The organism is Silvibacterium bohemicum (assembly GCF_001006305.1).
In the GTDB taxonomy this organism is placed as follows: Bacteria; Acidobacteriota; Terriglobia; order Terriglobales; family Acidobacteriaceae; genus Silvibacterium; species Silvibacterium bohemicum.
Genome location: NZ_LBHJ01000003.1, coordinates 202094 through 228730, shown reverse-complemented (window position 1 = coordinate 228730; position 26637 = coordinate 202094). Strand labels below are relative to the sequence as shown.

The window sequence follows — 26637 nt, the reverse complement described above, 5'->3', positions numbered from 1 at the left end:
TCCGCTCACAACCCATCCGCGTCCAGCAGATTCGACCGAATTGAACTCTGCCGGGCACCGTTTCCTTCTAGCCGAAAGATCGATGAGTAACGAGCCTCATCCAAGGGTTCCAACATCTGCGGATTCGGAGAGTATGTCCGACGCGAAGCAGAATGAATAGCGCGTCTGACTTCATCAGAAAGAAAGAGTCGCGAAATTATGCTCAAGCCCACACAGTCGCGACAAGCCAGGACGCTCGATGATCTATTTCAAGGCTATGAGGGTGTTCCTTTCTCTATCCGCCTCTGGAATGGGTGGCAGTGGTCATCCGCCAGAGAGCAGCAAACAGCTTTTGCACTGGTTCTGAACACTCCCGCTGCATTGCAGGCTCTCATGGCCGAGCCTACCGAGCTCTCCATGGGGGAAGCATTCATTCACGGTGAATTGGATATCGAGGGAGACATCTTCTCTGCCTTCTCCGTCGCGGAACACATTCTCACTCGTCATCGGGGACTTCGACAACAAATCCTCGAGAGCGTCGCCAGCTCGCTGTTTGATTTGGGCCAATGGATCAAGCGCGGCTCTGAGCACTCTCTTCGCAGGGACAAGTCTTCGATTGCCCATCACTACGATCAGCCGATTGAATTCTATGCGCCATGGCTGGGGGAAACATTGGCATATTCCTGTGCTTACTTTCGGTCGAGCGGAGACTCTCTCGAAGTTGCTCAAAACCAGAAGTTTGAACTGATCTGCCAGAAGTTGAGATTAAAGCCTCTCGACTGCATGCTTGACCTCGGATGTGGCTGGGGAGGTCTCATTCTGTATGCGGCCGCGAAATACCGGGTGCTTGCCCGTGGGATCACTCTCAGCCGCGAACAGGCAAGATTGGCGAACGACCGGATTGAACAAGACAATTTGAGCCAGAGCTGCGCAGTGGAATTGCTGGATTACCGGGAACAGGCGAGGCTCGGAGCCTTGTTCGACAAGATAGCGAGTGTTGGCATGTTCGAACATGTCGGCGTGAAGTATCTCCCGCGGTATTTCCTGACGGTCCATCGGCTGCTCAAGCCTGGCGGCGTTTTTCTCAACCATGGGATTGCCCGGTCCTACGGATCGCCACCGCGAAAGAGCTCGTTTATCGACAAGTACGTATTTCCCGATGCGCGGCTCGCCACCCTCTCTCAGACGCTTCAGGCGGCCGAGTCCGCCGGCTTTGAAGTAAGAGACGTGGAGAATCTCCGCGAACACTATGAACTGACCTTACGGCGCTGGGTTGACGGACTACAGCGAAACGCGGATACGCTCTTGAGATCCGTTTCCGAAGTGACCTATCGCACCTGGCTGCTGTATATGGCAGGCTCGGCAGCAGCGTTCCGTAGAGCGGATCTCGGCGTTTATCAACTTTTGTTGAGCCGGCATGATCGAGGGCGTAGCGGCTTACCCCTCACTCGTGACGACTGGTATTCCGATCGTGCATCCGAGCAACAAACAGAATTCACGACAAGTGACGGCGGGGAAATCAGGAAAAGTGTCAAGAGCAGGCTTCGTCGCTCTGATTCTCTTGCCGGTGATAGCTGAATGCGTATGTGCTCAACCGCCCGAATGTATCCGGCAAGAATCGTGACCGGGGCAACCAGGCCTCAGCATTCCCCTGTCCAGTCTCCTCTCGAATGCCCAGAAGCAAACGAACTCAAATCCACCGACGATCCGTGTGCGCTCGAAGTTAGGCATTCAGTTCGAGGTAGTCGAAACGACGCCATTTATAAATTGCAATGGATAGTATCCAACTCACCGCAAAGAGTCCCATGATGACGTAGCCGATCACACCGAAGTTCTCGTTGAGATTGTTGATCAGATTCCACAATGCTCCGTTCAGATGGAAGTGCCGGGCCAACAGTCCGAGCGCCTCGATTCCGCCGACTACAAAGGCTACCAACACAGATATGAAGGTGATTGTGATGTTGTAGTAGAGCTTTCGAATGGGCTTTACAAACGCCCACCCGTAGGCGCCCACCATCAGGATATTGTCAGTGGTGTCGATCAGGGACATGCCAGCGGCAAAGAGAGCCGGGAATACGAGAATCGCCCACAGAGACAACCCCTTGGAGGCTTCGGCGGCGGAGATGCCGAGCAGCCCAATCTCTGTGGCGGTATCGAAGCCGAGACCGAACAAGATGCCTAGCGGATACATTTGCCAGCTGCATCGGATCAGCCTAAAGACTGGCCGAAAAAAGCGGCTAAGAAAGCCGCGGTTGCCCAACAGCAGATCAAAGTCCTCCTCCTCATATGACTCTCCACGCCGGACCCGCCTGAATGCCTGATATATCGACCGGAGAATGATCAAGTTCACGATCGCGATTCCGAACAGAAAAAGCGTCGATACCAGGGTGCCGATCACCTCTCCAATATTCTTGGCGCTATCGATGCGGTGCTGCAACGCAAACGCGGTGGCAGCAATTGCGACAGATCCCAACACCACGACTGTTGAATGCCCGAGTGAGAACATAAACCCCACCGTGACAGGACGTTGTCCCTCCTGCATCAACTTGCGAGTGACGTTGTCGATCGCGGCAATATGGTCGGCATCTACTGCGTGACGAAGCCCAAAACTGTAGGCGAGAAACGCAGTTCCGAACAACACTGGATACCGGTGGAATGCGCAGAGGGCACAGAGCCATGCCGACAGATTGAACACCAGCAATACCGCATAAATGCCAATTATCTTACTTCGAATGTTGCTCGATTCATCATCAAACAGGGTCCGCAGGAGAGATGCCATTGGATTCACTTTACGCGTCAAATGTCTGAGGTCGGTAGCGCGCATCCTGCGCGTCTATTGCCGAGTAGACGAGCGGAGGCTCGCGTGATCCGCCATTCCTCAGCAACAACCACAGCGGTGCAAGTCAGACCGCGGTGTGCGATTCCTCTTCCTCGACAGAGACTGCCTGAACTGTCTCCACATCTGGTTGCTGCTCTTCCACAGCCGGGTCTCTGAGCAACTCCTGCTTGGGAACGAACTTATACCCGCTGAAGATGCTGTCCATCAAGCCGTTTTCTTCTTCAACGGAAACGAGGATCGCCGTATAGATGTGGTGGATGAAGAACATCCAGAAGCCGAACATGATAAGGAAATGGATCTCGCGAAGCCATTGGATATCGATGAAGTGCGGAATCCAGCCCACAAAAAAGCTGAGCGTCTTACTTCCGAGGATCTGAGAGTAGAGCGCCAGACCGGTGATGATCTCGACGATCGCCATGGCGTAGACAACTGCATACGCGGCGCCCGCCATTGGGTTATGCCCGATATACCGGACCGGAGACCAGGCCATGAACCCGTAGTACTTGCCAACAGCAACCAGATTTGCCATGCGTTTCTTTGTAGTCGGGATGTACTGATTCCAGCGCGACCATCGGTTGGCGAAGAAGAACCAGTACATTCGTATCAGGATCGCCAGCATAAACGCGAAGCCGGAGACGATGTGCACAAAACGCATCGTGCCCATGACATAAGCAGTCCTGCCCCCGGCAGCGACGTAGGGGGCATGCATGTAGTAGCCGGTAATCGAGAGCGAAATAATGGTGATCACCATCACCCAATGGCTGAATCGAACGGGCCACTCCCAGACGTACACTCGTATCTGTCCTGGTGCCGGCACCTTCCAGGAGGCATTGCTTCCCGCCTTCCGAGTTGTTCTTTTCATCGACTGTCTCCGTTGATTCAGATCTCTATCTGAATGGAAGACCGCTCACTGGGATCCGACCGGTGAACGATAGGACATGCTTAGCAATCCGCCTCATGCCTGTGGACCTCCGCCCGCATCAGATGGCTTATTCTCAGCGGCGGGCTCATGCTTCGGCCTGATATTGTCTCGCACGATATTGCCCACGACCTGAGCCACCATCGCGACGCCAACCGCGCCTGTGGCGACCCACCCAATCTCCGACGCCTTAACGTCCACGCCGAATCCCGGTACTTTCGGCAACCGATCGTAGAAGGGCGATTTGGTATCCCAGAAACGTGGAGAAGCGCAGGCGATGCAGCCGTGCCCAGACTTTACCGGCCAACTAGTGCCCTCGTTCCAGCGAACTGTCGGACAGTTATAGGTCGCCTCGGGTCCTTTGCACCCCATCTTGTAAAGGCACCAACCCTTGCGGCTGCCTTCGTCTCCCCACTCCTCGACGTATCGGCCGGCATCGTAGTGCGCCCGGCGTTCGCACTGATCGTGGATGATGTTGCCATATGCAAACAGCGGGCGGTTGTATTGATCGAGCGCAGGCATCTCATGGAAGGTCAGGTAGTGGACAAGGACTGCGGCGGTATTGGCGGGATTATGGGGACAGCCCCCCAGATTGACCAGGTTTTTGATTCCAGGAACCGCCTTCTCAAGACCAACCGCTTCAGTTGGGTTTGGACCTGCACTGACGATTCCACCATCCCACGCACAGGCCCCGACTGCAATATTGACTGCGGCATTGGAGCAGACGCGCTGTGCGATGTCGAGCGCGGTCTTGCCCCCAATCGTGCAGTGCACTCCGCCATCCGCCGTTGGAATTGCGCCCTCGATCACGGCGATATATTCGCCCTTATGCTCGCTCAGGACACGTTCGAGTGTCTCCTCGGCCCGCTTCCCCGCTCCTGCCATGAGCAGTTCGTGATATTCCCAGGAGAACAGTTCAAGCACGAAGTCTCCGACCGTGGGATGTCCGGAGCGCAACATGGATTCAGAGTTCCCGGCGCAATCCTGAAATTCCAGCCAAACCAAAACAGGGCGCGTCCTCTGATCCAAAGCCTTCACGACAGCGCCCAAATACCGGGGAGGCAGCGCCAGGGTTGCAACCATGGTGCTGCAGAATTTCACAAATTGCCGGCGTGAGATCCCACGAGCCTCCAATGCCGATCGCAGATCGAGTTCAGGTAATGCATTCATCCTTCATTCCTCCGGATTTTGCGAGACATACACTATGCCGTTCGATCTGCAAATGCTCAGTGATCGAAATGCATTGCCTGAATTTGGGTACGGGCAGAGTTTCGCCAACATCTGCGGGGACTGAGTCTTTCGAAGAAGCGAACCCAACGAGCTCGCCGAGAAGCTTCGCCGCGCCCATGTTCTCGTGGAGCATGAAGTGAACCGCCTTTCTCGCCGGGCAGATTGTTCCACTCGCCTGAGGACGTCCAACCTGCCACATATTATTTTCTTCACCCCTCGCTTTATGCTGTGACAGCCATCACAGCTCTCAAAGTATTTCTTACTGCTTAATCAATAAGGAGCCATGACTATGTGTTCATCCGTTTGCGGCTAGAACCAAGACGAATTCACCAGAGGCAGGTCTAATGAAGCTGGCACAGAGCGTAAATTGGCGACGACCACAGCTTCGGAGCTTGTTGATTGTTCTGGGTTCGATTCAAGCGGCTTTTCTCCGGTTTTTCCGTTTCCGTATCTTCCGCGGCTTTGGAGTAATCCTGATTGGATCGAGAGTTTCTGCGTTCAGCTTGCCCTGCTCCTCTACCAGGTATGCAGCGGCGGAGCTAAGGAGGAAATGGACTGGAGACCGCCAGCGTGACTCGAAGAACAGCGTTGGTTCTTCGGTAATTCAACCCGGTCCCGAACCTCGGCCGGCTGTCTTTCATGACCCGAGACTTCAGTTTGTAGAGTGGCGCGACCTGGTGTCCGTGCGCCGGTTCGAGGTTTTCACTGAACCTCTGCTTCCAGCGGCGTGGCTCGCTGCCTCACTGGTACTTGCCGGGTTCGGTCACTTCGTACTCGCGCTCGGTTTCTCGTTCTTCTTCTTCCTCACAGGTCTTCGCGTGGTCCACAACGCCTTTCACTGCTCCCTTGGACTGTCTCGCCGCAGCACCGATATCGTGTTATGGATCATGAGTCTGGTGATGCTTGGTTCGATGCATGCTGTTCAATTCAATCACCTGCGTCACCATAAGCTCAACTTAGGCCAGGGCGATGTGGAAGGACGCAGCGCGGAGATGCCGGCGTGGCGTGCGCTGCTGTTCGGGCCGCTCTTTCCCATCCTTCTCCATGTCACTGCATTCCGGCATGGCAACAAAAGGCTGCGCAAGATCGTAGCGGCTGAACTTCTGTTGAGCGCGGTGTGGGTCTTCGTGGTATTCGGAGCATTACACAGCGGTGTCTTGCGGTACCACGTTGGCGCGATGCTGGTCGGTCAATGCATGACGGCCTTTTTCGCGGTGTGGACGGTACATCACCATTGCGACCGGACGCACCATCTTGCACGAACGCTGCATAACCGACTCAAGAACTGGATCACCTTCAACATGTTCCTGCACATCGAACATCATCTGTTTCCGCGTGTGCCAACGTGCCATCTGCCGGAACTCTCTCGGCGCATCGACCGGGTCGCGCCCGACCTGAGGAGCAAAATTGTTTTCTGAATGAGCGGCGGAACGTTGGACCGGCGCCCCATGGATGGAGCCTCTAGTATGCATGTGCCATTTTTGCTTCTGTTGCTGGGACGGATCCTGTTTGTTAGTTATTTCATCGCGATGGGAATGAGCCATCTCATCAACTTCCGCGAACATTCATTGCTGCTTAAGCGAAAGGGAGTGCCGCTCCCACGGGCTGCCACGGTCCTGACTGTTGTCATGATGGTTCTAGGTGGTGTTTTCGTGCTCTTCGATTGGCATGGATGGATTGGTTCGGTCCTGCTCTTCGGCATTATTTTCCCTGCTCCGTTCTTTCTGCATCGGTTCTGGAATGAAACGGACTCCTACATGCGGCTCAGCGAGTTCGCGCATATGTTGAAGGATTTATCGCTCGCCGGTGCCGCGATACTGCTGCTTTCCTGACGCCTGCACGTAACGGGCGTCGAGCAAGAATCAACTATCTCTCAATTCCCTTTTAGCTTCTACGCCTCGTAGTCGCAAGCGCACAGACTGTGATGGGTATCACATACAGAGGCTCTTTCCGGGAGTAAGTTGTTCGCTAGCGCGTCGTGGCGCTGCTCTTCGAGTCTTGTGAAACCAGCAACGGCAACCCTCGGCTCATGCTCCGAAACTGCGTCATTGGAGCGGATACGTAAACCGCACCTGCGGAGGAGATAGAGATGGCACGTGTTGTGATTGATCCTGTGACGCGGATTGAAGGACACCTCCGCATCGAAGTCGAGGTCGACGGCCATACAGTGAGCGATGCCTGGAGCTCGGGCACGATGTTCCGCGGTATTGAACTGATCCTGCGCGGACGCGATCCGCGCGAGGCCTGGATATGGGCCCAGCGCATCTGCGGGGTCTGCACCACGGTGCATGCTTTGGCTTCGGTCCGCGCTGTCGAAGATGCGCTTGGAATCGAGGTGCCGCAGAACGCAAACCTTGTTCGCAATATCATTGCCGGCACGCAGAATGTTCACGATCACATCATTCACTTCTACCATTTGCATGCGCTCGACTGGGTGGATGTAACGCTTGCGCTGAAAGCTGACCCGGTGAAGACTTCGCAGCTCGCCCAATCCATCTCCGACTGGCCTAAATCGAGTACAAGCTACTTCAAAGGCGTGCAGGATCGGATCAAGGTGTTGGTGGCGAGTAAGCAGTTAAGCCTCTTTAGTAGTGGGGACTGGGGACATCCGGCATATCTGCTGCCGCCCGAAGTAAATCTGCTGGCGGTTGCGCACTATATCGAGGCGCTCGATGTGCAGCGTGAGTTCGCTCGCGTTCAGGCCGTCCTGGGCGGCAAGAATCCACACCCGCAGACTTACCTGGTGGGAGGCATGGCGACGGCCATGGATGGGAATGAGCCGGATGCTGTCATCAATCCCGAGCGCATCACCTTACTGAACCAACTGGTAGCGAATGCTCAGGCTTTCGTGCAACAGGTGTACGTGCCCGACGTGCTCGCCATTGCCGGCTTCTACAAGGACTGGTTCCAGCACGGCGCAGGTCTCGGAAACTACATGGCATATGGCGACTATACGAATGGCAGCATCAAAGATCCGGCAGGATTCATGCTTCCGCGCGGCATCCTTCTTGGACGCGATCTCTCGACCGTACATCCTCTCGACCCCACCCACGTGTCGGAGTATGTCACGCACTCCTGGTACGCATACAAAGAGGGCGATCAGGTCGGGAAACACCCCTCACAAGGGGAGACCGACCCTAAATATTCTGGGCCAAAACCACCCTATGAGTTTCTGAAAACGGATGAAAAATATTCGTGGGTGAAGTCGCCGCGCTACGACGACACGCCGATGGAAACCGGACCGCTGGCGAGAACACTGATTGCATATGCGTCGGGCAAGCCAGATGTCAAAACGGCGGTCGACGGCGCGCTCGCTAAGCTCAATCTGCCGCTGTCTGCCCTCTATTCCACCATGGGCCGCATTGCCGCACGGGCACTTGAGGCAGAGATCATGGTTGGTCGCCTTTCGGGTTGGGTCGCTCAGTTGGACGACAACATGGCCCACGGAAATATTCGCATTCACAACGGGGAAAAGTGGAATCCGGATACGTGGCCGAAGTCCTGTCAGGGCTCCGGATTCCACGAAGCTCCCCGAGGCTCGCTGGGCCACTGGGTGGAAATCGAGAACAAGAAGATTGTGAACTACCAGGCGGTGGTTCCGTCGACCTGGAACGCAGGCCCTCGTGACGCGAAAGGCCAGCGCGGAGCTTATGAGGCTGCGCTCCAGGGAACCCCGCTGATCGATCCGGAGAGGCCCCTGGAAGTTCTCCGAACGGTGCATTCCTTCGATCCGTGCATGGCATGCGCGGTGCACGTCGTTCAGGCGGATGGACGAGCTTACGGCAGAAAGGCTCTGGTGATCTGAAAATGACCGGGGCACATATGGCAACCTGCGTAGACGCGACTTCTTCCTGTGGCGTTACGGCCAAGAAGTTGGAACGGACAGCGCCTGTGCATGTTAGTCCTAGTGACGCTCCGGCGCCTGGTCAGCAATCCTCGGAAGGCCGCTTATGAGTCGAACTGAGCTCCTGCAGATCGGCGTTCTCGGGCTTGGCAACCTGATGCGCACCGACGATGCTGCCGGCATGCTCGCGCTGCGCAGGCTGACCGAGAATGGCCGGTTGCCGCGTGGAATCGAGGCCATCGAAGGCGGAACCCTCGGTCTCGATCTCCTGCATGCGCTCCACGGCATCTCCCACTTGCTGGTGCTCGATGCTGTGGATACAGGCGCGGATCCGGGCACGTTGGTGCGGTTTCAGGGCCAGGAGCTGGCCAATCTCCCGACTTCCAAGAGCGTACACCTGCTTGGATTGGCGGACCTGATGGATGCTCTGCGCCTGATGGAGGCCTCGCCCACGGAGGTCGTTCTCCTCGGAGTGCAGCCCGAATCCACAGATTGGGGGACGGTTCTCACACCAGAAGTTGAGGCGGCCCAGAGCGGTCTGATCGAAGCTGCATTAAAACAGGTCGCACAGTGGGACGAAGATAGGTCTGCTCTCATGGCGATTCGGTCGTTGGTCGTCCCATAAAGGAGGCATCGCTCCATGTGTCTTGCAATTCCCGGCAAGGTCATCTCTATCGGAACCGAAAACGCCCTGCGTATCGGACGCGTGCAGTTCGGCGGCATCACGCAACCTGTGTCCCTCGACTTCGTCCCGGAAGTTGTCGTGGGCGATTACGTGATGGTGCATGTCGGGTTCGCGATCAGCCAAGTGAATGCGGAGGAAGCGGAGCTGACCTATATCGCCTTGGAACAGATGGGACTGTTGCAAGGTGAATTACCGTCTGGGGAAGAAGCCGAAGAGACAGAGGAGCGGCTATGAAATATCTGGATGAATACCGCGATGGCCGGCTGGCCGCGCGTCTGCTAAGAGAGATTGAACGCAAAGTGGCGCACCCGTGGGTGCTGATGGAGATATGCGGCGGTCAGACTCACACCATCATGCGCTACGGGCTCGATGAGCTGCTCCCGTCATCGATCGAGCTGGTGCATGGTCCAGGCTGCCCCGTTTGCGTAACGCCGGCGAGCATTCTGGATCGCGCTATTGAACTGGCGCAACGCGACGACGTGACCCTGGTCTCGTACGGAGACCTGCTGCGGGTGCCCGGCACAAAGATAGACCTTTTCTCCGCAAAGGCCCGCGGCGCCGATGTCCGCATGGTCTACTCTCCGCTCGATGCTCTGAGGATTGCCCGTCTCAACTCGAATCGCAAAGTAGTCTTTCTAGCGGTCGGATTCGAGACTACAGCCCCGGCCAATGCCATGGCGGTGTATCAGGCGCACCGCGAGGGGCTGGACAATTTCTTTCTGCTCGCTTCCCACGTTCTTGTACCTCCGGCCATCCGTGCCCTGGCGGCTTCGCCCGATAACCGGGTACAGGGCTTTATCGCTCCGGGACATGTCTGCACGGTCGTGGGCTGCTCGGACTACGAAGACCTGGTCCAGGAGTTCCATGTGCCGATTGTCGTCGGCGGATTTGAACCTGTCGACCTGTTGCAGGCCATCCTCGGATTGGTCACCCAACTGGAGGAGGGTCGCGCCGAGTTCGCCAACGAATACACGCGCTCCGTAAGCTACCGTGGCAATCTCGAAGCGCAGCGCATTCTCCGCGAAGTGTTTGAGGTCGCCGATCAGTCATGGCGCGGTCTGGGAGAAATCCCACAGAGCGGCCTACGGCTGCGGGGGAAGTTCGCAGCCTGGGATGCGGACAAAGTTTTCGACTTGCAAGTTCCGCAGGCGGAAGCGCCCTCTGCCTGCATCAGCGCCGAGATACTCAAGGGTCTGCAGAAGCCCACGGACTGTTCCGCATTCGGAAGTGTCTGCACACCGGAGAGCCCGCTCGGCGCGCCCATGGTTTCTTCCGAAGGAGCCTGTTCTGCCTACTACCAGTACCGCCGGCACAGTTTGGTGACCATCCAATGAACCCTCTTACCTGTCCTCTTCCTGTTTTCGACACGGAGACGATTCTGATGGGGCACGGCGGCGGCGGCAGGCTCTCGGCCGACCTGTTCCGGAACGTTTTCCTGCCCGCCTTCGGCAACTCGATCCTCGGTAGAGCCGATGATCAGGCTTTCCTCGAGATCGGCGGCGCCAGGCTCGCATTCACTACCGATTCCTTCGTAGTCAAACCGCTCTTCTTTCGCGGCGGCGACATCGGCTCGCTCGCCGTCCACGGTACGGTGAATGATCTTGCGGTCGGGGGCGCGACTCCGCTTTTTCTGAGTGCCGCGTTCATTCTCGAAGAAGGCTTTCCGCTCGAATGCCTGCGACGGATTGTCTCGTCAATGCGGGAGGCTGCCCAACGCGCCAGCGTGCAGATTGTTACGGGCGATACGAAGGTTGTCGAAAAGGGCAGCTGCGACGGGATGTTTATCAACACAGCCGGCATCGGGATCGTGGATACCCACCTGCATCTTTCAGCCGATCAGGCTCGGCCCGGAGATGTCGTGCTGCTCAGTGGACCGATTGGCGATCATGGGATCGCGATTCTCGCGGAACGCGAGGGGCTATCGTTCGAAGCGGACATTGTGAGTGATACCGCGCCGTTGCACTCGCTCGTCGCCGATCTATTGGCGACAGGTGCGACGATTCGCTGCATGCGGGATCCCACCCGGGGCGGCGTCGCCAGCTCCTGCAACGAAATCGCCCAAACCTCCGGAGTCGGCATCCAGCTGGAAGAGAAGGCCATTCCCCTACGGGAGGAGGTGCGCGGAGCCTGCGAGCTGCTGGGGCTCGATCCTCTTTACATTGCGAATGAGGGGAAGCTTCTCGCGATTTGTGCTCCTGAAGATGCCGAGCGCCTTTTAGCTGCAATGCAACGACATCCGCAGGGCGCGGGCGCAAGCAGGATTGGCAGCATCACCAGCGCGAACTCCGGCCTGCTCACGATGCGCACTGCCCTGGGGGCTACCAGGATCGTGGACATGCTCGCAAACGATCCTCTGCCTCGGATCTGCTGACGCCATGCATGAAATCGGGATTGCCAACGCGATTATCGAAGCCGGACAGGCAGAGGCCGCGCGCCGGACAGGCTCGAAGCTTGTCCGCATCGGCATTCGTATCGGGACGCTCGCGGGAGTGGATAGCGACGCGCTGCGCTTCGCGTTTACCGCGCTCACGCAGGGCACAGAACTGGATACGGTCGACTTTGAAATTCAAAGCTGCCCACGGCGCAATCGATGCCTCAATTGCGATCATCAGTTTGAAACCGCCGTCTACAGCGAGCCTTGTCCCCTCTGCGCGTCGGAAACGATTGCGCTGGTGGGCGGCGAGGAGTTGGATCTGACCTATGTCGAATTGGAGGAAGCATGACTGTCATCCCGGTTGAGAAGAAAGTGCTCAGTGAGAATCAGCGAATTGCCGCGTCCCTCCGAGATCGTTTTGAAGAGCAGGGCACGCTTTGCCTGAACCTCATCAGCTCGCCCGGCTCGGGTAAGACCACGCTGCTCGAAGAGACTCTCGGCGGCTTCCGGCCAGAGGAAAGAGTGGCTGTGCTGACGGGAGATCTGCAAACCGAGAATGACGCGAAGCGCTTGGCCCGCTATGGATTTCCGGTGCAGCAGATCACAACCGGCGGAGTCTGCCATCTCGATGGCAGGATGATTGAGCGCGCGCTCGAACGCTGGTCCCTTGATGAGATCGATTTGCTGTTCATCGAAAATGTGGGGAATCTGGTTTGCCCATCGAGCTATGACCTGGGAGAAGAAACAAAGGTCGTCCTTTTGAGCGTAACCGAAGGAGACGACAAGCCTCTCAAGTATCCATCGATCTTTGCCAAATCCGAGCTTCTCGTATTGACGAAGATCGACCTGCTGCCGCACGTTCCGTTCAACATGGAACAAGCGCGGGCCAACGCCAGACTTGTTCACCCGGGCATCGAGATTGTAGAGCTATCCTGCACAACCGGCCAGGGATTCGACGGGTGGCAGGCGTGGCTGTCGCGCCGCCGTGAAGCACGGTTGCGGCGCGCATCCACCGCACGGGTTTAGCATGAAGGCGCGCAAACGGATTTCGGTCTCCGGCATCGTGCAGGGCGTGGGATTTCGTCCGCACGTCTATCGCCTCGCCTATCGTTACGGGCTCAGCGGGCATGTGAGGAACACCGTCGCAGGTGTCACGATTGAAGTACAAGGTCCGGACGACACACTCGGGAGGTTTCTGCGGAGCCTTGAGTCCGAAGCCCCGCCGCTCGCGAGAATCGCGTCGCTTTCTGTCGAAGAGGTTGCATGCCTGCCGGGCACAGATTTCACGATCCATCGCAGCGAAGCCGGCGAGCACGCGGATACACTGATCGCTCCAGACATCGCCACCTGTGCGGACTGTTTGCGCGAATTACTCGATCCCGCCGACCGCCGTTATGGTTATCCATTCATCAACTGCACCAACTGCGGACCTCGATTTACGATTCTCAAACGCATTCCCTACGACCGCCCCAATACTTCGATGGCGGCATTTGGCATGTGCGCTCAATGCCAAGCCGAGTATGACGATCCATTCAGTCGCCGTTTTCATGCGCAGCCGAATGCCTGCTGGAATTGCGGCCCGCAGCTCGCCTTCCTGGATGCGGAGGGAAACGCTGTCGGCGGCGATCCTCTCGCCCAGACAATTGACTTTCTCAAGGCTGGTTGGATCGTCGCCATCAAGGGGCTCGGAGGATTTCATCTCTGTGTGGATGCGACCCAGTCTGCTGCTGTCGAAGAGCTGCGGCGATGCAAAAGACGCTTTGAAAAGCCGCTGGCGGTGATGGTTCCGGACGTTGCTCAAGCGGACAGCTTGTGCGTTGTCAGCGAAGCGGACCGGGCATTGCTCGAATCGCCCCAGCGGCCCATTGTGTTGATGAGAGCCAGGAGCTGCTCAGGTCTTCCAGAGAGCATCGCTCCACGAAGTCCCGACCTCGGGATCTTTCTCCCGTACACCCCAATACAACACTTGCTATTTGCGCGGGGGAGCTTCGCGGCACTGGTCATGACCAGCGCCAACCTGTGCGAGGAGCCAATCTGCATCGAGAATGACGAGGCCATCGATCGGCTGCGCGGCATCGCCGACTATTTTCTCTCCCACGATCGCGAGATCCTCCTGCGCTGCGATGACTCGGTGGTCCGCAACTTCCAGGGGCGCACTACGATGCTGCGCCGCTCTCGCGGTTTTGTTCCCGTGCCGGTCACCATCGAACGTGGGCTTCCCGGGGTGCTCGCTGTCGGCGGAGAGTTGAAAAGTGCCGTTTGCATGACCAAGGGAGAACACGCCTTTGTGGGACAACATATCGGCGATCTTGAGAGCCTGGCAGCCTACCAATTCTTTCAGGAGTCCATCGCCCACCTCGAAAACATCCTCGAATGGAAGCCATCGTTGATTGCCCACGATCTTCATCCAGGCTATCTCTCGACCCAGTGGGCTACCCAACAGCAGGACGTCCGAACCATCCCCGTGCAGCACCACCACGCGCACATCGCCAGTTGCATGGCAGAGAATCAGCTTGCAGGGCGGGTCATCGGCGTAGCGCTGGATGGCACCGGCTACGGCACGGACGGCCAGGTTTGGGGCGGGGAGATCCTGATCGCAGACTTCCGGGGTTTCGAGCGGGCCGCGCATCTGAATTACGTGCCGATGCCGGGAGGAGCGCAGGCCATTCGAGAGCCATGGCGCATGGCGGTTGCGTATCTCGATCACGCGGGTGGGAACTGCCTGGAAGAGGGCCTGCCGTTCCTCGGTTCGATACCGGCCGGTCATCTCGAAATGGTGCGGCGCATGGCGGTTCAACGCATTCGGTCTCCGCTCACATCAAGTTGCGGCCGGTTATTTGATGCTGTTGCTGCCCTGATCGGTCTGCGCACAGAGGTGAGCTTTGAAGCTCAGGCGGCGATCGAACTGGAGGCCTGCTGCCAGGACAGGATGGAGGACGGGGAGTACTGTTTTTTCGTCCAGGAGGGCGAGTGCCGCGCGATTGGGACAGCATCGCTTTTTGAACAAATTCTCGCTGACCTAAAGCATGGCGTCTCGCAGGCAACCATCAGCCGGCGGTTTCATCGGGGTCTTCTATCTACGCTCGCGGACGTCATTCACAGGATTTCTCTGAGTACCGGCATCCAGGATGTCTGTCTCAGTGGAGGGTGCTTTCTGAATACGCACCTCACAGTTGGCCTCGATCGCCTGCTGAGAACGGAAGGTCTAAAGGTTTACACACAGTCTCAGGTCCCTTGCGGCGATGGCGGCCTAAGTCTTGGGCAGGCCGCGATTGCTGGTCACCTGGGAGACGTCTCCTGGCGATGAATGTTCAAGGGTCGCTCTATAAAATCCGGCAGATGAGGTCACTCATCCTCCCAGTTTCCTGCTACTCTTTCACCGGTCTCGGCGAGCGCCTTGAACTTCCGTCGACTCTTTGCGGCGGCGGCGAAGCGGTGTAAAGATGGCTTGCTCGACGGGCAGGAAGAGTGAGAAACATGTGCCCGAGCGACCCGGTCGACGTGTGCTCCAGACACGTATCGAACCACCAATGCGGTCGAGGATACCCGCGCTTACCCATAAGCCGAGACCCGTTCCTCGTTCCCCTTTTGTGGTGAAGAAAGGCTGATAAATCCGTGCTCGATCTTGCGGCGCAATACCACTTCCAGAATCAGCAATCGAGAGGCAATAACCGCATGAAGCATGGATGTCACAGAGCCAGCGTGGAGCAGAATATAGATGAATGATGACCTGTCCGCCAGCGGGCGTGGCATCAAGCGCATTGAGCAACAGGTTCGTAATGACCTGTACAATTTCGCTTCTGAAGGCTGAAATGGCCCCATCCGTCTCTAATCGTTGATGAAGAACAATTCCTTGCCTCTCGGACTGCGGGCGGTAAAAGTCCGATACCTCGCGGAGCACCGCATTCAATTTGAATACTTCGGGCTTGTTGGCATCGCGGTGAAACTTGAGCGCCTGGGTAGCAATGCGACTCAGACCCTGTAACTGATCTTCTATTGTAGCGATGTAAGCCTCCGCTTCCGGACTGGTTTGGAGAGCAGCCAGCAGATATACCAGATTCGTCATTGCTTCTAAAGGATTGTTAATCTCATGCGCCATGGTTAAGGCGAATCTCGCCGTCACCGCCAGCTTTTCGCTGGTCACCAGGGCACGCTCCATCTTCTTCCGCTCGGCGATTTCAAGTTGTAGTTGCGCGTTCAGCTTCTCTGCCGTTTCTCTGAGTTCATGCTGGCGCACTCCCGACAACAGCAGTTGCTCATTCACGGCGATCGCCCGCTGATGGAATTGTGTAGTCTCCGTCACTTGCATCATGACTCCCACCGGGTGATCATCTGCATCAAGGATGGGCCACATCGTATACGACCAGCGCGCGGAATGAGCTTCTGTCTCTTTCGGTTCAATCTGGATTCTGACTTCGCCCGTGTCATATACGAGGTTCAGCAACGCAAGACAGCCCTCCCGGGGCACGACCTCTACGAAAGGCTTCCCCATCAATTCAGCTTCAGTCTTCGAGACCAGCCGGCAGAAGGCGGGATTCGCGTAGCGCAGGATGTGATCTGACCCCTCCAATGCAGCCATCGGTAGGGGCAAAGTGTCCAAAATTAAACGGTCGATATTTAACGCATCCGAATTCCAATCAAGGCGAAAGCTAGCGTCGATCTCTAGATTCTCAGATGATTCCCTAAGTTTGGTTCTTGCTTTCCGAATCATGGGAAGGATCTTCCTCTTGGGCGGATCGGTCCGAATGCACAGGAATCCCGGTGATAAGACCCTGATAGTTTATGAGGCGTTTACCAAGGATGACGACACCCTTGGATGTGATTTCATATTCGCGAATATCCTTCGCATGATTGCCACCGCGCATCTTGATAACCACCATGATCTTGCGAAGCTGGCCATCGATGGATACGTACCGCAGCCGGATGATGTCATCGCAAAGGAACGAGATTGAGTAGGTACTGAACGGGAATTCGGTGAATGACTCATCCACTTCAACCGTGCTTAGAATCGTCACCCCGATTCCCGTCAGGGCGAAGATCATCCGGTAGAGCGATTCGCGAAAGTCGGCGCGGAAGCCGGGCGACAGAGCCATCTCAAAGCCAGCCAGGGAATCGATCACCAGCCGCTTGGCGCCAATCTTCTGTACAGCGTCGAGAATCGACTGCATGGTTTCGTCCACCGAGAGATCCAAGGGGCGGAGATAGAGGATAGAGAGTTTCCCGTCTTTCTGCGGTGTCTCCAGATCCAGCCCTAAACTGGCGGCCCGCTCCGCATAGGCTTGCGGACGTTCTTCGAAGACAGCTACGATTCCCGGTTCCCCCTCCCGTATGCCTTCAGCAATGAATTGGGTTGCAAGGACGGATTTCCCGGTTCCCGAAGACCCAGCTACCAGGACGCTGTCGCCTTCGCGCACGCCCCCACCCAGCATCTTGTCCAACTCCGGAATACCGAAGGAAAGGCGACGCTGGCCGACGGGATTTTTCGCGCGCGCGGTCAACCCAAACGTGCGCGAGAAAGCCTGGATACCGGCTTCAGTTATGCGGAACGTGTGCAACCCGGGCACGGAAGCCTGTCCACGCAGCTTGATGATCTGCAACTTCCGCACAATGGAATTTCGTTCCGCAGTCTGGCGTAACCAGAACAGCCCATCGGCGACGGTAAAGATGGGATTATCACGAAGTTCCTCCTCTGCATATTCGCCGATCAGAAATGTTGTAGCCTGCCAACTTGCCAGAAACAGAGCCAACCGTTGAATGAAGGATTGCAGGTCCATGTCACTTTCCGGTTTCCGCACCATGGTGCGAAAGGAGTCAACGACGACGACAGCAGGGTTAGCCTTTTCAACTTCCTTGGTAATCTCCTCCAAAACCGCGCCCAGGTCCTTTTCCAGGACAACTTGGCTCAGATTGATAAAGCGGATGGAGTCCGGCAGCTTGGCCGGATCGAAGAACGTGTACTGTTGCTGGTATCGCAGCATTTTTATGGCGGATTCGCCGAGTACAGTGAAGTAGAGAGCAGGACGCTCCGGGGTGGCATTGGCAAACACGAACTGGTGTGCCAGCGTCGTCTTCCCGCTGCCGGGGGCCCCCGCGATGATGTTGAACGAGAATTCCGGGAGACCACCGCCCACTATTTCATCGAGCCCTGAAACTCCAGTCGGTAGTTTATTTATCTTCACTTTGTCTTGAGCGCTCACGCTTTTCTCCCGTCCTGCGAATTGCCATCATCAGATGCTGCATCCGGCCACACATCTCGTACCAGGTTCATCGTTAATGCTTCGCCAAGAAAGATAAGAAGCAGCCCGAGTAAGCGAGAAATGAGGATGACTCCCCCCTCGTGAACCCGATCCTTCTCGATGTCTGTCGGAAGCCCAATCGCACTCATCCCCTGCAGATTTCCATCCGCCGCCACCTGCACCGCGCTAAGGCTGGGAACTTCCGATCTCGCCAGCGTCAAAGCACGAGAGGCTAGCGACTGAAAACCGGCAGCTCCAGCCAATTCTCCAAGACTCTGGCGCAGCTTTTCATAGACGCGGAGGGTTGTAGACTCCACTGGCTCGGAGGTGTTGCCCGCATTGGCTTCGTAAGTAAGAAGCCGTTGAGCCAAATCTCGCATTTCCGGCAGAGTAGTCATGTTCAACGCCGCATCGCTCCAAGCGGAAGATTCCGATATCTGCCACACGCTTCGCAGAAGGATCAGGTCGACGATAGTCTCTTTTCGTAAACGATCCGCAGTTAAGTTGTTCGACATCAAGGTCCAAATCCAAACATTTCGGATCTGGGTGGAGCGCCGGCGGAATTCAATTCACATAACCTTTCGCTTGTGGGTTCGGAGCGTCTTCCTCTGAGTCGCCAGCCTTGCTTCGGATGAGTGTGAAAACGTCTAAAACCGTAGCAATATTGCGAATGTTTCCCGCAACACTCACGAGTCCATCTTCCATGCCGGGATGTTTATCCACCAGGCTTTCAATGCGTTCGCTCACGCTCCTCAACCGATCAATCTCTACCAAAAGGTCCTCGAAAGCCGCAGCCATTGCCGTTCCATCAGGCGCAGAGCCTGTCGTGCCCGCTGTGGTCGCGTCCGGCTCCGTCCTGACGTCGGCCTGAAGGCGTAAATCTTCGATCAAACGCAGCGTTGTCGCCTCGCCAAGGAAGGTAAGAAACAGTCCGAGTAACTGCGCAATCAGAACGATTCCGGCCTCGCCTGCCTCATCCGAGTCTGTTTGGGATTCAACCTCGTCGAGACCGCGCAAGTCTCCATTTGCGGTCAGCTGCACCGCGCTGAGCTGGGGAGATTCAGACTTGGCGAGAGCCAATGCACGAGAAGCGAGCGCCTGAAAACCATCAACTCCCACGGGTGCGCTGAGCTGTCGGCGCAGTCTCTCATAGACGCGTACAGTTGCAGGCTGTGTTTGCCTGGAGGCCGTACTTGGATCGGCCTCTGAAGCAACCAGGCTGAGCGCCAAATCACGTGTTTTCTTTGGTCGAGGGAGCATCGGTTCCATTCTTTCTTCGTACGCCACGCCTTGAGTGTGGGCGTCTTTCGCGATGACACTTCTTGCCGGTTGCCTCATCGATGAGATCCCTAACGCGCTTCACAGACCCCATTTTGGCATTACTACAATCGAACGATATTGAAAACATTTCCTAAAAGATGACCACAATTGAACAGTTCGATTCTACCCTTAAGGAGCTGATCGACCAGCTCGATTTCGCAAGCTCAGCTTGATCGACTAGAACGGCCACATCCTAGTTCATAAGTCTCGACTGAACTTTGTTCTGCGCAATCTACTACCGGAACACAATGCCGAACGGTCGTCTATTTGCGGGCAGTCCGGGCGATGATCCGAAGCTACCGATAATTCTCCGGCCACATCAATTCTGAAACAGGACGGTGCCCGCGAAAGCCTTCCAATTTCGCGTTCATTCTTGGTTATCGGGCTCCTGAGATACCGGCTACTTCCCCAGAATGAGGAACGATGGGTAAATGTCGCGGCTCAATGAGAGCCTCGGGCGCATTCTCGCTCTGTGGAGTTTCTGAGCATCTCTCAGAATTGTCGTCGGACGCATTGCGTACCCGATTCCCTGCACGTTTCAGAGGAAGCAAGCTGCTTCGGGGGCATCACTCCTGGGCATTCGTGAAAGATTGGCAGCACTGGCGACAGATTCGGTTGCTGAGGCAATCGAACTCCAACCTGAGCAATATTGGCCAGACGGGATGGAGAACCTGTTTCTACCTTTACTTGATTGGGCCTTCGCCCAAAAGCTCTTGGGTGGACTGCCAGCGCCTCGCAAGCTCACAACAGAGATGCTGACCCATACCGGTTGATCACAGAAGAAGGAGAACAAAATGAACACAGGGACCAAAGACGAATTAAAGGGCACGGCACATAAGGTGAAGGGCGCTGTCAAAGCGACGACAGGCAAACTGACCGGCAATTCGAAGCTCGAAGCCGAAGGCCACGCTGAACACGCGTTTGGAAAGGTTCAAAAGAAGGTCGGAGAGGCTGAGAAAAAGATAGGCAAATGAGTACTCCTCTGCCCCGTTGAAGTTCAGCGCGATTCGGTGACTCGAAAGGGCCCGAGGTCGCCCATCAATGCGCGATCTTGATGGAGCCATTTCTATGGCTCATGAATGGACAGCTATGACACATACCTCACGACCGAGGGGCCGGGACCTCTCATAGGATTCCTCTGAGTACCGGCATCCAGTATCTCTGTCTCAGCGGTAGACGCCTTCTGAATACGCACTTCGTGGTTGGCCTCGATCGCCTCCTGGAAACGGACGGTCTCGAGGTTACACGCCGTCTCAGGTTCCCTGCGACGGCGGCTTCAGCCTTGGGCAGGCCGCGATTGCTGGTCACCTTGGAGATGTTTCCAGGCAGTGACTGTTCAAGCGTGGCTCTATGGAATATGGCGGCTGAGGCTCGTCACTTCGCCAGGCTCCCTACTAAGTTGAAACGTATCGCCTACACCTGTGATAGCCATCACAGCCAAACTGACGAGGCTCGTCTTATGCTCCTTGCAAACTGGAGAAGAGTGCTCAAGGAGCAAGTAGCACATCTTCAAAATAAAAGTCTGTGCCGACCGTTTCCGCGGGGGACCTGAATGAAACGTGTGCTCTTTTGCGTGGCGCTGATTGCGTTGCTGCCCGGACTCTGGAAAACAGGGTGGGTGAATGCTGCGAGCGGTAGCGGGCAGCAAGGGACCACAGCTCAGAACCCAACCTCGACCAGTGCTCCAGCGTCCAGTTACGTTGGCTCCGATACCTGCATGACCTGCCACGCAGACGTCGCCAAGAGTTTTCCCACGAACCCTCATTCGCGTCTCGCGTTGATGCACGACGGCAAAGGAGTCACTTGCGAAAGCTGCCATGGACCAGGCTTGGCGCACGTCAGCTCTGGTGGGGACGTAACGAAGATCTTCCGGTTCGGGGCGGCGTCTACCAAGGAGATTGATGCCACCTGCCTTGGCTGTCACGCGGGGGCGCACCCCAATTTCAATCGCTCTCCTCACGCGAAGGCCGGCCTGAGCTGCCTCAGTTGCCATAGCATCCACGGCGTTGAGAACGAAGCGAGCCTGCTCAAAGTTTCGCAGCCGACGCTCTGCTATACCTGCCACACCGACGTGAAGGGCGCGTTCGCTATGCCTTTCCACCACCCGGTGGACGAAGGCACGGTCAAGTGCAGTGACTGCCACGACGTGCATGGCACCTTCGGGAGAAACAACCTGAAGTCCACGGTCGACCAGAACAGGATTTGCACCAAGTGCCATGTGGAAACGCGCGGGCCTTTTGTCTATGAGCACGCTGCGGTCAAGGCGGTGGGATGCCTGGGATGCCATACTCCGCACGGTTCTCAAAATGCCCGGCTACTGAACATGCCGAGTATCAACACGTTGTGCAACCAGTGCCATAGTCCGGTCGCTGGCGGCACGTTTCACACCATGAACGCTGGTTCGTCGGAGCTGACGCCCTGCACAAGCTGCCACACCATGATCCACGGGTCCAATCTCAATCAGGCATTCCTCAAATAACGGAAGCGGGTCCAAAGGTTTCAATGTGGCGGAGTTTTTCAAGTGAGGCTTCATGATGAAGAAGACAGGCTGGTTTTCCTGGCTGTCCAATCAACGACCCTCTCCACCGGTGGCCTGGCGTATCGCCGAGGGCACTGGAATCGCCATGTTCCTAATGATCACGGGCGTAGCTGCCGCTCAGATTCCGACGCCGGTCGCTCCGGTTCCGGCGCCGAGTACAGCGCCTGTTGTCCCGAATGGATATACGCTCCACGAGACCGTCGAGATGGGTGGGCACATGGCCAACATCACAGGCAGCGGGGCTATGTACGACACGCTGATCAATATGCAGTCCGGGCCACGCGTGCTTGGCGAGACCTTTGAGTTGCACGCGCTCCCGGGCAAAAAGCAGACCCTTGTCGATTCCCTCAAGGCCTTCACCACCGGCTTCGGCGGCGATCCGAACAACTTCTCCACGCTGGAGTTCTACAAGGGGAAGCTCTATGAATTCTCAGGAACGTTCCGCCGCGACCGTCAGTACTTTGATTACAACCTGCTGGGCAACCCCAACATCCCCTCGGGGCAGTCAATTCCGATCGGGCCGTCCAATGCGCCAACGGGCTCGCTGGCTTGGCCGCAGGCTCAACAATCGCCGTTCCTGTACAACACAGTACGTCGTATGACGGACACCAGCCTCACGATCTTTCCGCTGTCGAAAGTGACGTATCGTGTGGGGTATTCGCAGAATGTGATGGAAGGACCGAGCCTGAGTCCCGGTGAATCTGTCGGAGCCTACGACGCTCTTCTTGAGGAATATCAGCGCAACAGCACCGACGATTTTGTGGGAGCGATCGACTGGAAGCCCGCCCGGAACACAAAGCTAACCTTTGAAGAGGTAGTCGACCACATCAAGGAAGACTCCTATTTTTCTCTGGCTCCGGGCAGCTTCCTGGCGCAGGAGGCGGACGGAACGTCGGTGTCCCTTGGCAACTGGGACAGCCTGACCCCTTACGGTATCAGCGCCTGCAATACCGGCAGCATGGGCAGTGCATACACCAACGCAACGGCCTACACGATCCTCTCGGCGCCGCAAACCCCAGGCGGGCGGCCAATCATCAATCCAGCTTGCAATGTGGCGACAAGTTACCTGCGCTCACAGCCGACGCGCATTCTCTACCCCACAGAGATTTTCCGGTTCCAAAGCTCAAGCATTAAGAATGTCGCTATGAACGGGGATGTTCGCTACACCAACGCAAATATGAACCTCCCCAATTACTACGAGAATTTCCAGGGCCTGGATGGGACGATTCGCTCTACGACCTTTACGGGCAAAGCGACGGCCAGGCGGGAGGTAACCGCTGTCGACTACGGCATCGACTGGGATGCTAGTGAGAAGGTTAGTTTCTCCGATCAGTTTGAGTACTCCAACGTGCAGCAGCCCGGCACGGCCAACATCTCGAAAGGGATCACTGCAAATACTCCCGCGAATCCAAATGAAACCATCAACTACTCAGGTCCGCTGACCCCTGGAACTGTCACTGTTGAGGGCAGCCCCAACGGTACCCCGCTGCCTGACTACTTTGGCCAGAAGCTCCTGACCAATGACCTGACGGCGACCTGGGATGGCTGGTCTGGTGCCACGCTCTCGCTCACCTACCGCTACCGCTTGCAGACCATCGGCCAGGGCATTCCTCATAGCGAGCCATTGGCTGTGGGCGAAGATACAAACGGAACAGTCACCATTCATGAAAACGGCGGTATCTTCAACGTTGCCCTGCGTCCCAGCAGCCGTTGGGATGTCAATGGCAGCCTCGAGCTGCTCTATGCCGACAACGCATTCACCCCGGTCAACGCACGGCAAACGCAGCAGTACAGAGTGCATACCATGTTTAAGCCAAAGCCATGGATGACTTTCACTGGCGCCTTTAACGACCGGGAACGGCATAACAACACGAACAACAACCAGAGCGCCGTCGCAGCAGGCGATGTCGCCTACGCCGGGCCGATCGGTCACGTCGATCACAGCCGCGTTGTGAGCATAGGTGGACAGCTGGTTCCGAATGACCGCTATGGGTTCGATTTCAATTACGCCTATAGCGATGTCTATGCCTCGACCAACATCTGCTATGACGCCGCCGCCACCAGCACTCTGCCTGGCGCCGCTTCGGCCAGTGGTACGGCGTGCCCCGGCGCAACGGTAAGGGGGACCACCTACTATGAGTTCGGACCGGTCAGGGACTTCATGGATGCTCCTACGCAGTACGGATCAGTGGCTCTCAGTATCTCCCCTATCAACCGAATCCACTCCAGTATTGGCTATCGCATCAGCTCCGTGAGCGGTAGCCGGTTCTTCAACGACGCGCGGGATGTCAACGGCTCGCTGGTCTCTACGTATCAGTCTCCCTATGTGCGAGTTGCATGGACGGTTCGGAAGGGTTGGATTTGGAGAGCAGAATACAATTTCTATGGCTACGGCGAGGGTGGTCCTTCCGGCGCACCCTTCTGCAGCACTTCCAACCCCACACCTTCGTCTCCGGCGCCTGTTGTTCCCTGCAACTCTCCTACATTGGCCGGTCTTCAGACCGGTTTAACTATCTCGCCTGCCGGTGAGACCGCGCCCCGGAACTTCCACGCGAATAATGTGACCCTTGGAATGCACTATGAGTTTTGATCTGGAAACAAAGCGAAAAAGGAGGCCGGCAATTGACAACCCAATCAGATCGATGGCGATTGCCAGGAATGCGTTCGTATGAAGGTAACTCAGGGATAGGCAGACCAAAGTGCGCAATTGCCTATATCCCTACGCTGCAAAAGAGATAGGAAGCATCAGCTTGTTGCACCAATGAGATGGCCCACGAGCATTCATGATGATCTCGGCGAATGGGCATATCGAAGTTGAGAGGGAGACCGGACAATGAAAAATGGATTGATACTGACGGCTGTCGCCATTGTGGCGGCGTTTACGGCGACAACGGGATTCGCACAGGCTTCGGGTGCGGATACCTACAAGAGCAAGTGCATGATGTGTCACGCAGCGGATGGTTCGGGAAATACCCCTGCCGGAAAATCCATGCAGGTGCCGTCTCTCAGCTCCGCGGATATCGTGAAGATGTCGGATGTGGATCTGATCGCCGCTACAAAGAACGGGAAAGGAAAGATGCCGGCCTACGCAGGTAAGCTCACTGACCCACAAATCAAGGACGTCGTTGCCTACATCCGGACGTTACAGAAGAAATAGAGGTCAGGATGGCAAACTTCGATCAATTCAAGAAGAATTGGCTTCGACCCTTTCTCTTCTATGGAAATAATCCAATAAGCCTTATCGGCGGGGCCCTGACCACCGCTTCGGCCCTCGTTCTGATCGGCTTCTGGGTCGTGGAGTTCCTCGGGCACGGGGGATCCAATAATCCCTATCTTGGCATCATCTTCGACCTGATCCTGCCCGGACTTTTTGTTCTGGGACTGGTTCTCATTCCCATCGGCATTTTGTGGAGACGCAGCCGTCTGAAAGCCGCCGGAGAACTGCCTTCCATTTATCCGGAGATCGATCTTGGCGACCCTGTGTTTCGGCACGGGATCGAATTTGTCGTGATCGCCACTTTCATCAACTTCGTCATTGTAGGCACCGCGAGCTATCGAGGCGTCGCCTATATGGATACGCCAAATTTTTGTGGGCAGGCCTGCCACGTCATGGCTCCCGAGTGGGGCGCCTATCCTGTCTCCTCTCATGCCGGCGTAGCCTGCACGGAATGCCATATTGCCGCGGGCATCCCCGGGTTCGTGCACGCCAAAGTCAACGGGACAAAACAGCTTCTGATGGTAGTCGCGCACGACTATCCCAGGCCTATTATGGCGGGAGACAAACTCCCTCCCGCACGGACGACCTGCCTGAATTGCCATAACGCGGATAAAGAGATCGGCGACAAACTTCTGGTAGAAACCTCCTACGGCGATGACGAAAAGAACTCGATGACGCGGACGCTTGTTTTGCTGCACGTGGGCGGACGCGACCAGTTCGGCCATCTCAGCGGAATTCACGGCGCCCATCTGGGTCATATCGAATACATCTCCACGGATTCAAACCATCAGACGATTCCCTGGGTAGGCAAAACGAATGACGACGGCTCCGTAACGGAATTCGTCTCAGCGGACGCAAAAGGACCCGTTGCCGGCGAAAAGCACATCATGGATTGTATCGACTGCCACAACCGGGCAGCCCATTCCTTCGACACGCCCGAAAAAGCGCTCAACAAGGATATGGCGGAGGGCAGCCCAAGCGCATCCTTACCCTTTGTGCACAAGCAGGGACTTGTCCTGATGAAGGCGAGTTACACATCGCAGCAAGAGGCCGCCTCAAAGATCACTGCCGGACTCGAAAGCTACTATCGCTCGCAATATCCGCAGATATGGAACGGTCAACGGGCACAGATCGATCAGGCTGCGAAAACACTGGTCGCGATTTACAGCAGGAATGTCTTTCCCTTCATGAAGGTCACATGGGGAACACACCCCAACAACATCGGGCACAACGACTATCCCGGGTGCTTCCGCTGCCACGACGGCAATCACAACGCCAAAAATGGGAAGAGCGTCACCAGTGTCACCAATGACTGCTCCGTTTGCCACAATTTGCTGGCGGTGGATGAACCTAATCCAAAGCAACTGGCTGACCTTGGCATGCACTAGGCGCCGACAGCGATCACACGTGTTCAGAGCGATTCGGAGGGCGTGGATGAGAACCAGAGACTAGTAG

Annotated in this window: 23 protein-coding genes; 16 read left to right on the top strand and 7 right to left on the bottom strand. The window is 56.5% G+C overall.

Features of this window, described 5'->3' with window-relative positions; translation table 11 throughout:
- Window positions 1-198: 198 nt before the first annotated feature.
- Window positions 199-1557, top strand: coding sequence for an SAM-dependent methyltransferase (locus XX99_RS06600; protein WP_050058601.1), 1359 nt, complete (start codon window positions 199-201; stop codon window positions 1555-1557).
- Window positions 1558-1702: 145 nt separating this feature from the next.
- Here XX99_RS06600 and XX99_RS06595 read toward each other — a convergent pair whose 3' ends face one another.
- From XX99_RS06595 to XX99_RS06585, 3 genes are all read right to left on the bottom strand, one after another.
- Window positions 1703-2758, bottom strand: coding sequence for a HoxN/HupN/NixA family nickel/cobalt transporter (locus tag XX99_RS06595; protein WP_050058600.1), 1056 nt, complete (start codon window positions 2756-2758; stop codon window positions 1703-1705).
- A 124-nt stretch (window positions 2759-2882) separates the two neighbouring features.
- Window positions 2883-3680 (bottom strand): Ni/Fe-hydrogenase, b-type cytochrome subunit, encoded by a 798-nt coding sequence (cybH, locus tag XX99_RS06590; protein WP_082125311.1) that lies wholly within the window; start codon window positions 3678-3680, stop codon window positions 2883-2885.
- Between the two features lie 93 nt (window positions 3681-3773).
- Complete coding sequence (locus XX99_RS06585; protein ID WP_050058598.1) at window positions 3774-4907, bottom strand: hydrogenase small subunit; 1134 nt, start codon at window positions 4905-4907, stop codon at window positions 3774-3776.
- A gap of 737 nt (window positions 4908-5644) precedes the next feature.
- Between XX99_RS06585 and XX99_RS06575 the strand changes: the two genes are divergently transcribed.
- The 10 genes from XX99_RS06575 to hypF all read left to right on the top strand — a co-directional run bounded on the left by XX99_RS06575 (window position 5645) and on the right by hypF (window position 15177).
- Complete coding sequence (locus tag XX99_RS06575; protein WP_197081837.1) at window positions 5645-6385, top strand: fatty acid desaturase family protein; 741 nt, start codon at window positions 5645-5647, stop codon at window positions 6383-6385.
- Between the two features lie 54 nt (window positions 6386-6439).
- Window positions 6440-6799 (top strand): DoxX family protein, encoded by a 360-nt coding sequence (locus XX99_RS06570; RefSeq protein WP_184084718.1) that lies wholly within the window; start codon window positions 6440-6442, stop codon window positions 6797-6799.
- A gap of 257 nt (window positions 6800-7056) precedes the next feature.
- On the top strand, window positions 7057-8772 hold the full coding sequence (locus XX99_RS06565; protein WP_050058595.1) for a nickel-dependent hydrogenase large subunit: 1716 nt from the start codon (window positions 7057-7059) through the stop codon (window positions 8770-8772).
- A 145-nt stretch (window positions 8773-8917) separates the two neighbouring features.
- Window positions 8918-9436 carry a HyaD/HybD family hydrogenase maturation endopeptidase gene (locus tag XX99_RS06560; protein WP_050058594.1) on the top strand — a complete coding sequence of 173 codons (519 nt, stop codon included), beginning with the start codon at window positions 8918-8920 and terminating at the stop codon, window positions 9434-9436.
- A gap of 15 nt (window positions 9437-9451) precedes the next feature.
- Complete coding sequence (locus XX99_RS06555) at window positions 9452-9730, top strand: HypC/HybG/HupF family hydrogenase formation chaperone (protein ID WP_050058593.1); 279 nt, start codon at window positions 9452-9454, stop codon at window positions 9728-9730.
- Window positions 9727-10830 (top strand): hydrogenase formation protein HypD, encoded by a 1104-nt coding sequence (hypD, locus tag XX99_RS06550; RefSeq protein ID WP_050058592.1) that lies wholly within the window; start codon window positions 9727-9729, stop codon window positions 10828-10830. The genes XX99_RS06555 and hypD overlap by 4 nt, the downstream gene beginning before the upstream one ends.
- Entirely contained in the window at window positions 10827-11867 is a 1041-nt protein-coding gene (hypE, locus tag XX99_RS06545) for a hydrogenase expression/formation protein HypE (protein ID WP_050058591.1), read from the top strand. The genes hypD and hypE overlap by 4 nt, the downstream gene beginning before the upstream one ends.
- A gap of 4 nt (window positions 11868-11871) precedes the next feature.
- Window positions 11872-12219 carry a hydrogenase maturation nickel metallochaperone HypA/HybF gene (locus tag XX99_RS06540; RefSeq protein ID WP_050058590.1) on the top strand — a complete coding sequence of 116 codons (348 nt, stop codon included), beginning with the start codon at window positions 11872-11874 and terminating at the stop codon, window positions 12217-12219.
- The gene (hypB, locus tag XX99_RS06535) at window positions 12216-12896 is read left to right on the top strand and encodes a hydrogenase nickel incorporation protein HypB (RefSeq protein ID WP_050058589.1); all 681 of its coding nucleotides are present in this window, start codon (window positions 12216-12218) and stop codon (window positions 12894-12896) included. The genes XX99_RS06540 and hypB overlap by 4 nt, the downstream gene beginning before the upstream one ends.
- Before the next feature lies 1 nt (window position 12897).
- Window positions 12898-15177: a carbamoyltransferase HypF gene (gene hypF, locus XX99_RS06530; RefSeq protein ID WP_050058588.1), complete on the top strand. Its 2280-nt coding sequence runs from the start codon at window positions 12898-12900 to the stop codon at window positions 15175-15177.
- 69 nt (window positions 15178-15246) lie between these two features.
- On the opposite strand, the gene XX99_RS06525 is transcribed toward hypF, so the two are convergent.
- From XX99_RS06525 to XX99_RS06510, 4 genes are read right to left on the bottom strand one after another with little or no spacing between them, the layout of a single operon-like run.
- A complete protein-coding gene (locus XX99_RS06525; RefSeq protein ID WP_050058587.1) occupies window positions 15247-16581 on the bottom strand; it encodes a two-component system sensor histidine kinase NtrB in 1335 nt (444 codons plus the stop codon).
- Window positions 16553-18067, bottom strand: coding sequence for an ATPase domain-containing protein (locus XX99_RS06520; RefSeq protein ID WP_050058586.1), 1515 nt, complete (start codon window positions 18065-18067; stop codon window positions 16553-16555). The genes XX99_RS06525 and XX99_RS06520 overlap by 29 nt, the downstream gene beginning before the upstream one ends.
- On the bottom strand, window positions 18064-18624 hold the full coding sequence (locus XX99_RS06515; protein ID WP_156185829.1) for a hypothetical protein: 561 nt from the start codon (window positions 18622-18624) through the stop codon (window positions 18064-18066). Before XX99_RS06515 ends, XX99_RS06520 begins: the two co-directional genes overlap by 4 nt.
- A gap of 46 nt (window positions 18625-18670) precedes the next feature.
- Complete coding sequence (locus XX99_RS06510) at window positions 18671-19393, bottom strand: hypothetical protein (protein ID WP_156185828.1); 723 nt, start codon at window positions 19391-19393, stop codon at window positions 18671-18673.
- 827 nt (window positions 19394-20220) lie between these two features.
- Here XX99_RS06510 and XX99_RS06500 point away from each other — a divergent pair.
- The 5 genes from XX99_RS06500 (at window position 20221) to XX99_RS06475 (ending at window position 26570) form a co-directional block, all read left to right on the top strand.
- Complete coding sequence (locus XX99_RS06500) at window positions 20221-20400, top strand: CsbD family protein (RefSeq protein ID WP_050058582.1); 180 nt, start codon at window positions 20221-20223, stop codon at window positions 20398-20400.
- Window positions 20401-20978: 578 nt separating this feature from the next.
- Window positions 20979-21905, top strand: a complete 927-nt coding sequence (locus tag XX99_RS06490) for a DmsE family decaheme c-type cytochrome (RefSeq protein WP_050058580.1) — start codon at window positions 20979-20981, stop codon at window positions 21903-21905.
- A 52-nt stretch (window positions 21906-21957) separates the two neighbouring features.
- Window positions 21958-24555 carry a hypothetical protein gene (locus tag XX99_RS06485; protein ID WP_050058579.1) on the top strand — a complete coding sequence of 866 codons (2598 nt, stop codon included), beginning with the start codon at window positions 21958-21960 and terminating at the stop codon, window positions 24553-24555.
- Between the two features lie 243 nt (window positions 24556-24798).
- Window positions 24799-25122 carry a c-type cytochrome gene (locus XX99_RS06480; RefSeq protein WP_050058578.1) on the top strand — a complete coding sequence of 108 codons (324 nt, stop codon included), beginning with the start codon at window positions 24799-24801 and terminating at the stop codon, window positions 25120-25122.
- 8 nt (window positions 25123-25130) lie between these two features.
- Entirely contained in the window at window positions 25131-26570 is a 1440-nt protein-coding gene (locus XX99_RS06475; RefSeq protein WP_050058577.1) for a NapC/NirT family cytochrome c, read from the top strand.
- Window positions 26571-26637 lie beyond the last annotated feature (67 nt).

Coding starts and splice junctions, on each gene's coding strand:
- XX99_RS06600 (WP_050058601.1), top strand. CDS start 199: ATGCTCAAGCCCACACAGTCGCGACAAGCCAGGACGCTCGATGATCTA.
- XX99_RS06595 (WP_050058600.1), bottom strand. CDS start 2,758: ATGGCATCTCTCCTGCGGACCCTGTTTGATGATGAATCGAGCAACATT.
- cybH (WP_082125311.1), bottom strand. CDS start 3,680: ATGAAAAGAACAACTCGGAAGGCGGGAAGCAATGCCTCCTGGAAGGTG.
- XX99_RS06585 (WP_050058598.1), bottom strand. CDS start 4,907: ATGAATGCATTACCTGAACTCGATCTGCGATCGGCATTGGAGGCTCGT.
- XX99_RS06565 (WP_050058595.1), top strand. CDS start 7,057: ATGGCACGTGTTGTGATTGATCCTGTGACGCGGATTGAAGGACACCTC.
- XX99_RS06560 (WP_050058594.1), top strand. CDS start 8,918: ATGAGTCGAACTGAGCTCCTGCAGATCGGCGTTCTCGGGCTTGGCAAC.
- XX99_RS06555 (WP_050058593.1), top strand. CDS start 9,452: ATGTGTCTTGCAATTCCCGGCAAGGTCATCTCTATCGGAACCGAAAAC.
- hypD (WP_050058592.1), top strand. CDS start 9,727: ATGAAATATCTGGATGAATACCGCGATGGCCGGCTGGCCGCGCGTCTG.
- hypE (WP_050058591.1), top strand. CDS start 10,827: ATGAACCCTCTTACCTGTCCTCTTCCTGTTTTCGACACGGAGACGATT.
- XX99_RS06540 (WP_050058590.1), top strand. CDS start 11,872: ATGCATGAAATCGGGATTGCCAACGCGATTATCGAAGCCGGACAGGCA.
- hypB (WP_050058589.1), top strand. CDS start 12,216: ATGACTGTCATCCCGGTTGAGAAGAAAGTGCTCAGTGAGAATCAGCGA.
- hypF (WP_050058588.1), top strand. CDS start 12,898: ATGAAGGCGCGCAAACGGATTTCGGTCTCCGGCATCGTGCAGGGCGTG.
- XX99_RS06525 (WP_050058587.1), bottom strand. CDS start 16,581: ATGATTCGGAAAGCAAGAACCAAACTTAGGGAATCATCTGAGAATCTA.
- XX99_RS06500 (WP_050058582.1), top strand. CDS start 20,221: ATGAACACAGGGACCAAAGACGAATTAAAGGGCACGGCACATAAGGTG.
- XX99_RS06490 (WP_050058580.1), top strand. CDS start 20,979: ATGAAACGTGTGCTCTTTTGCGTGGCGCTGATTGCGTTGCTGCCCGGA.
- XX99_RS06485 (WP_050058579.1), top strand. CDS start 21,958: ATGATGAAGAAGACAGGCTGGTTTTCCTGGCTGTCCAATCAACGACCC.
- XX99_RS06480 (WP_050058578.1), top strand. CDS start 24,799: ATGAAAAATGGATTGATACTGACGGCTGTCGCCATTGTGGCGGCGTTT.
- XX99_RS06475 (WP_050058577.1), top strand. CDS start 25,131: ATGGCAAACTTCGATCAATTCAAGAAGAATTGGCTTCGACCCTTTCTC.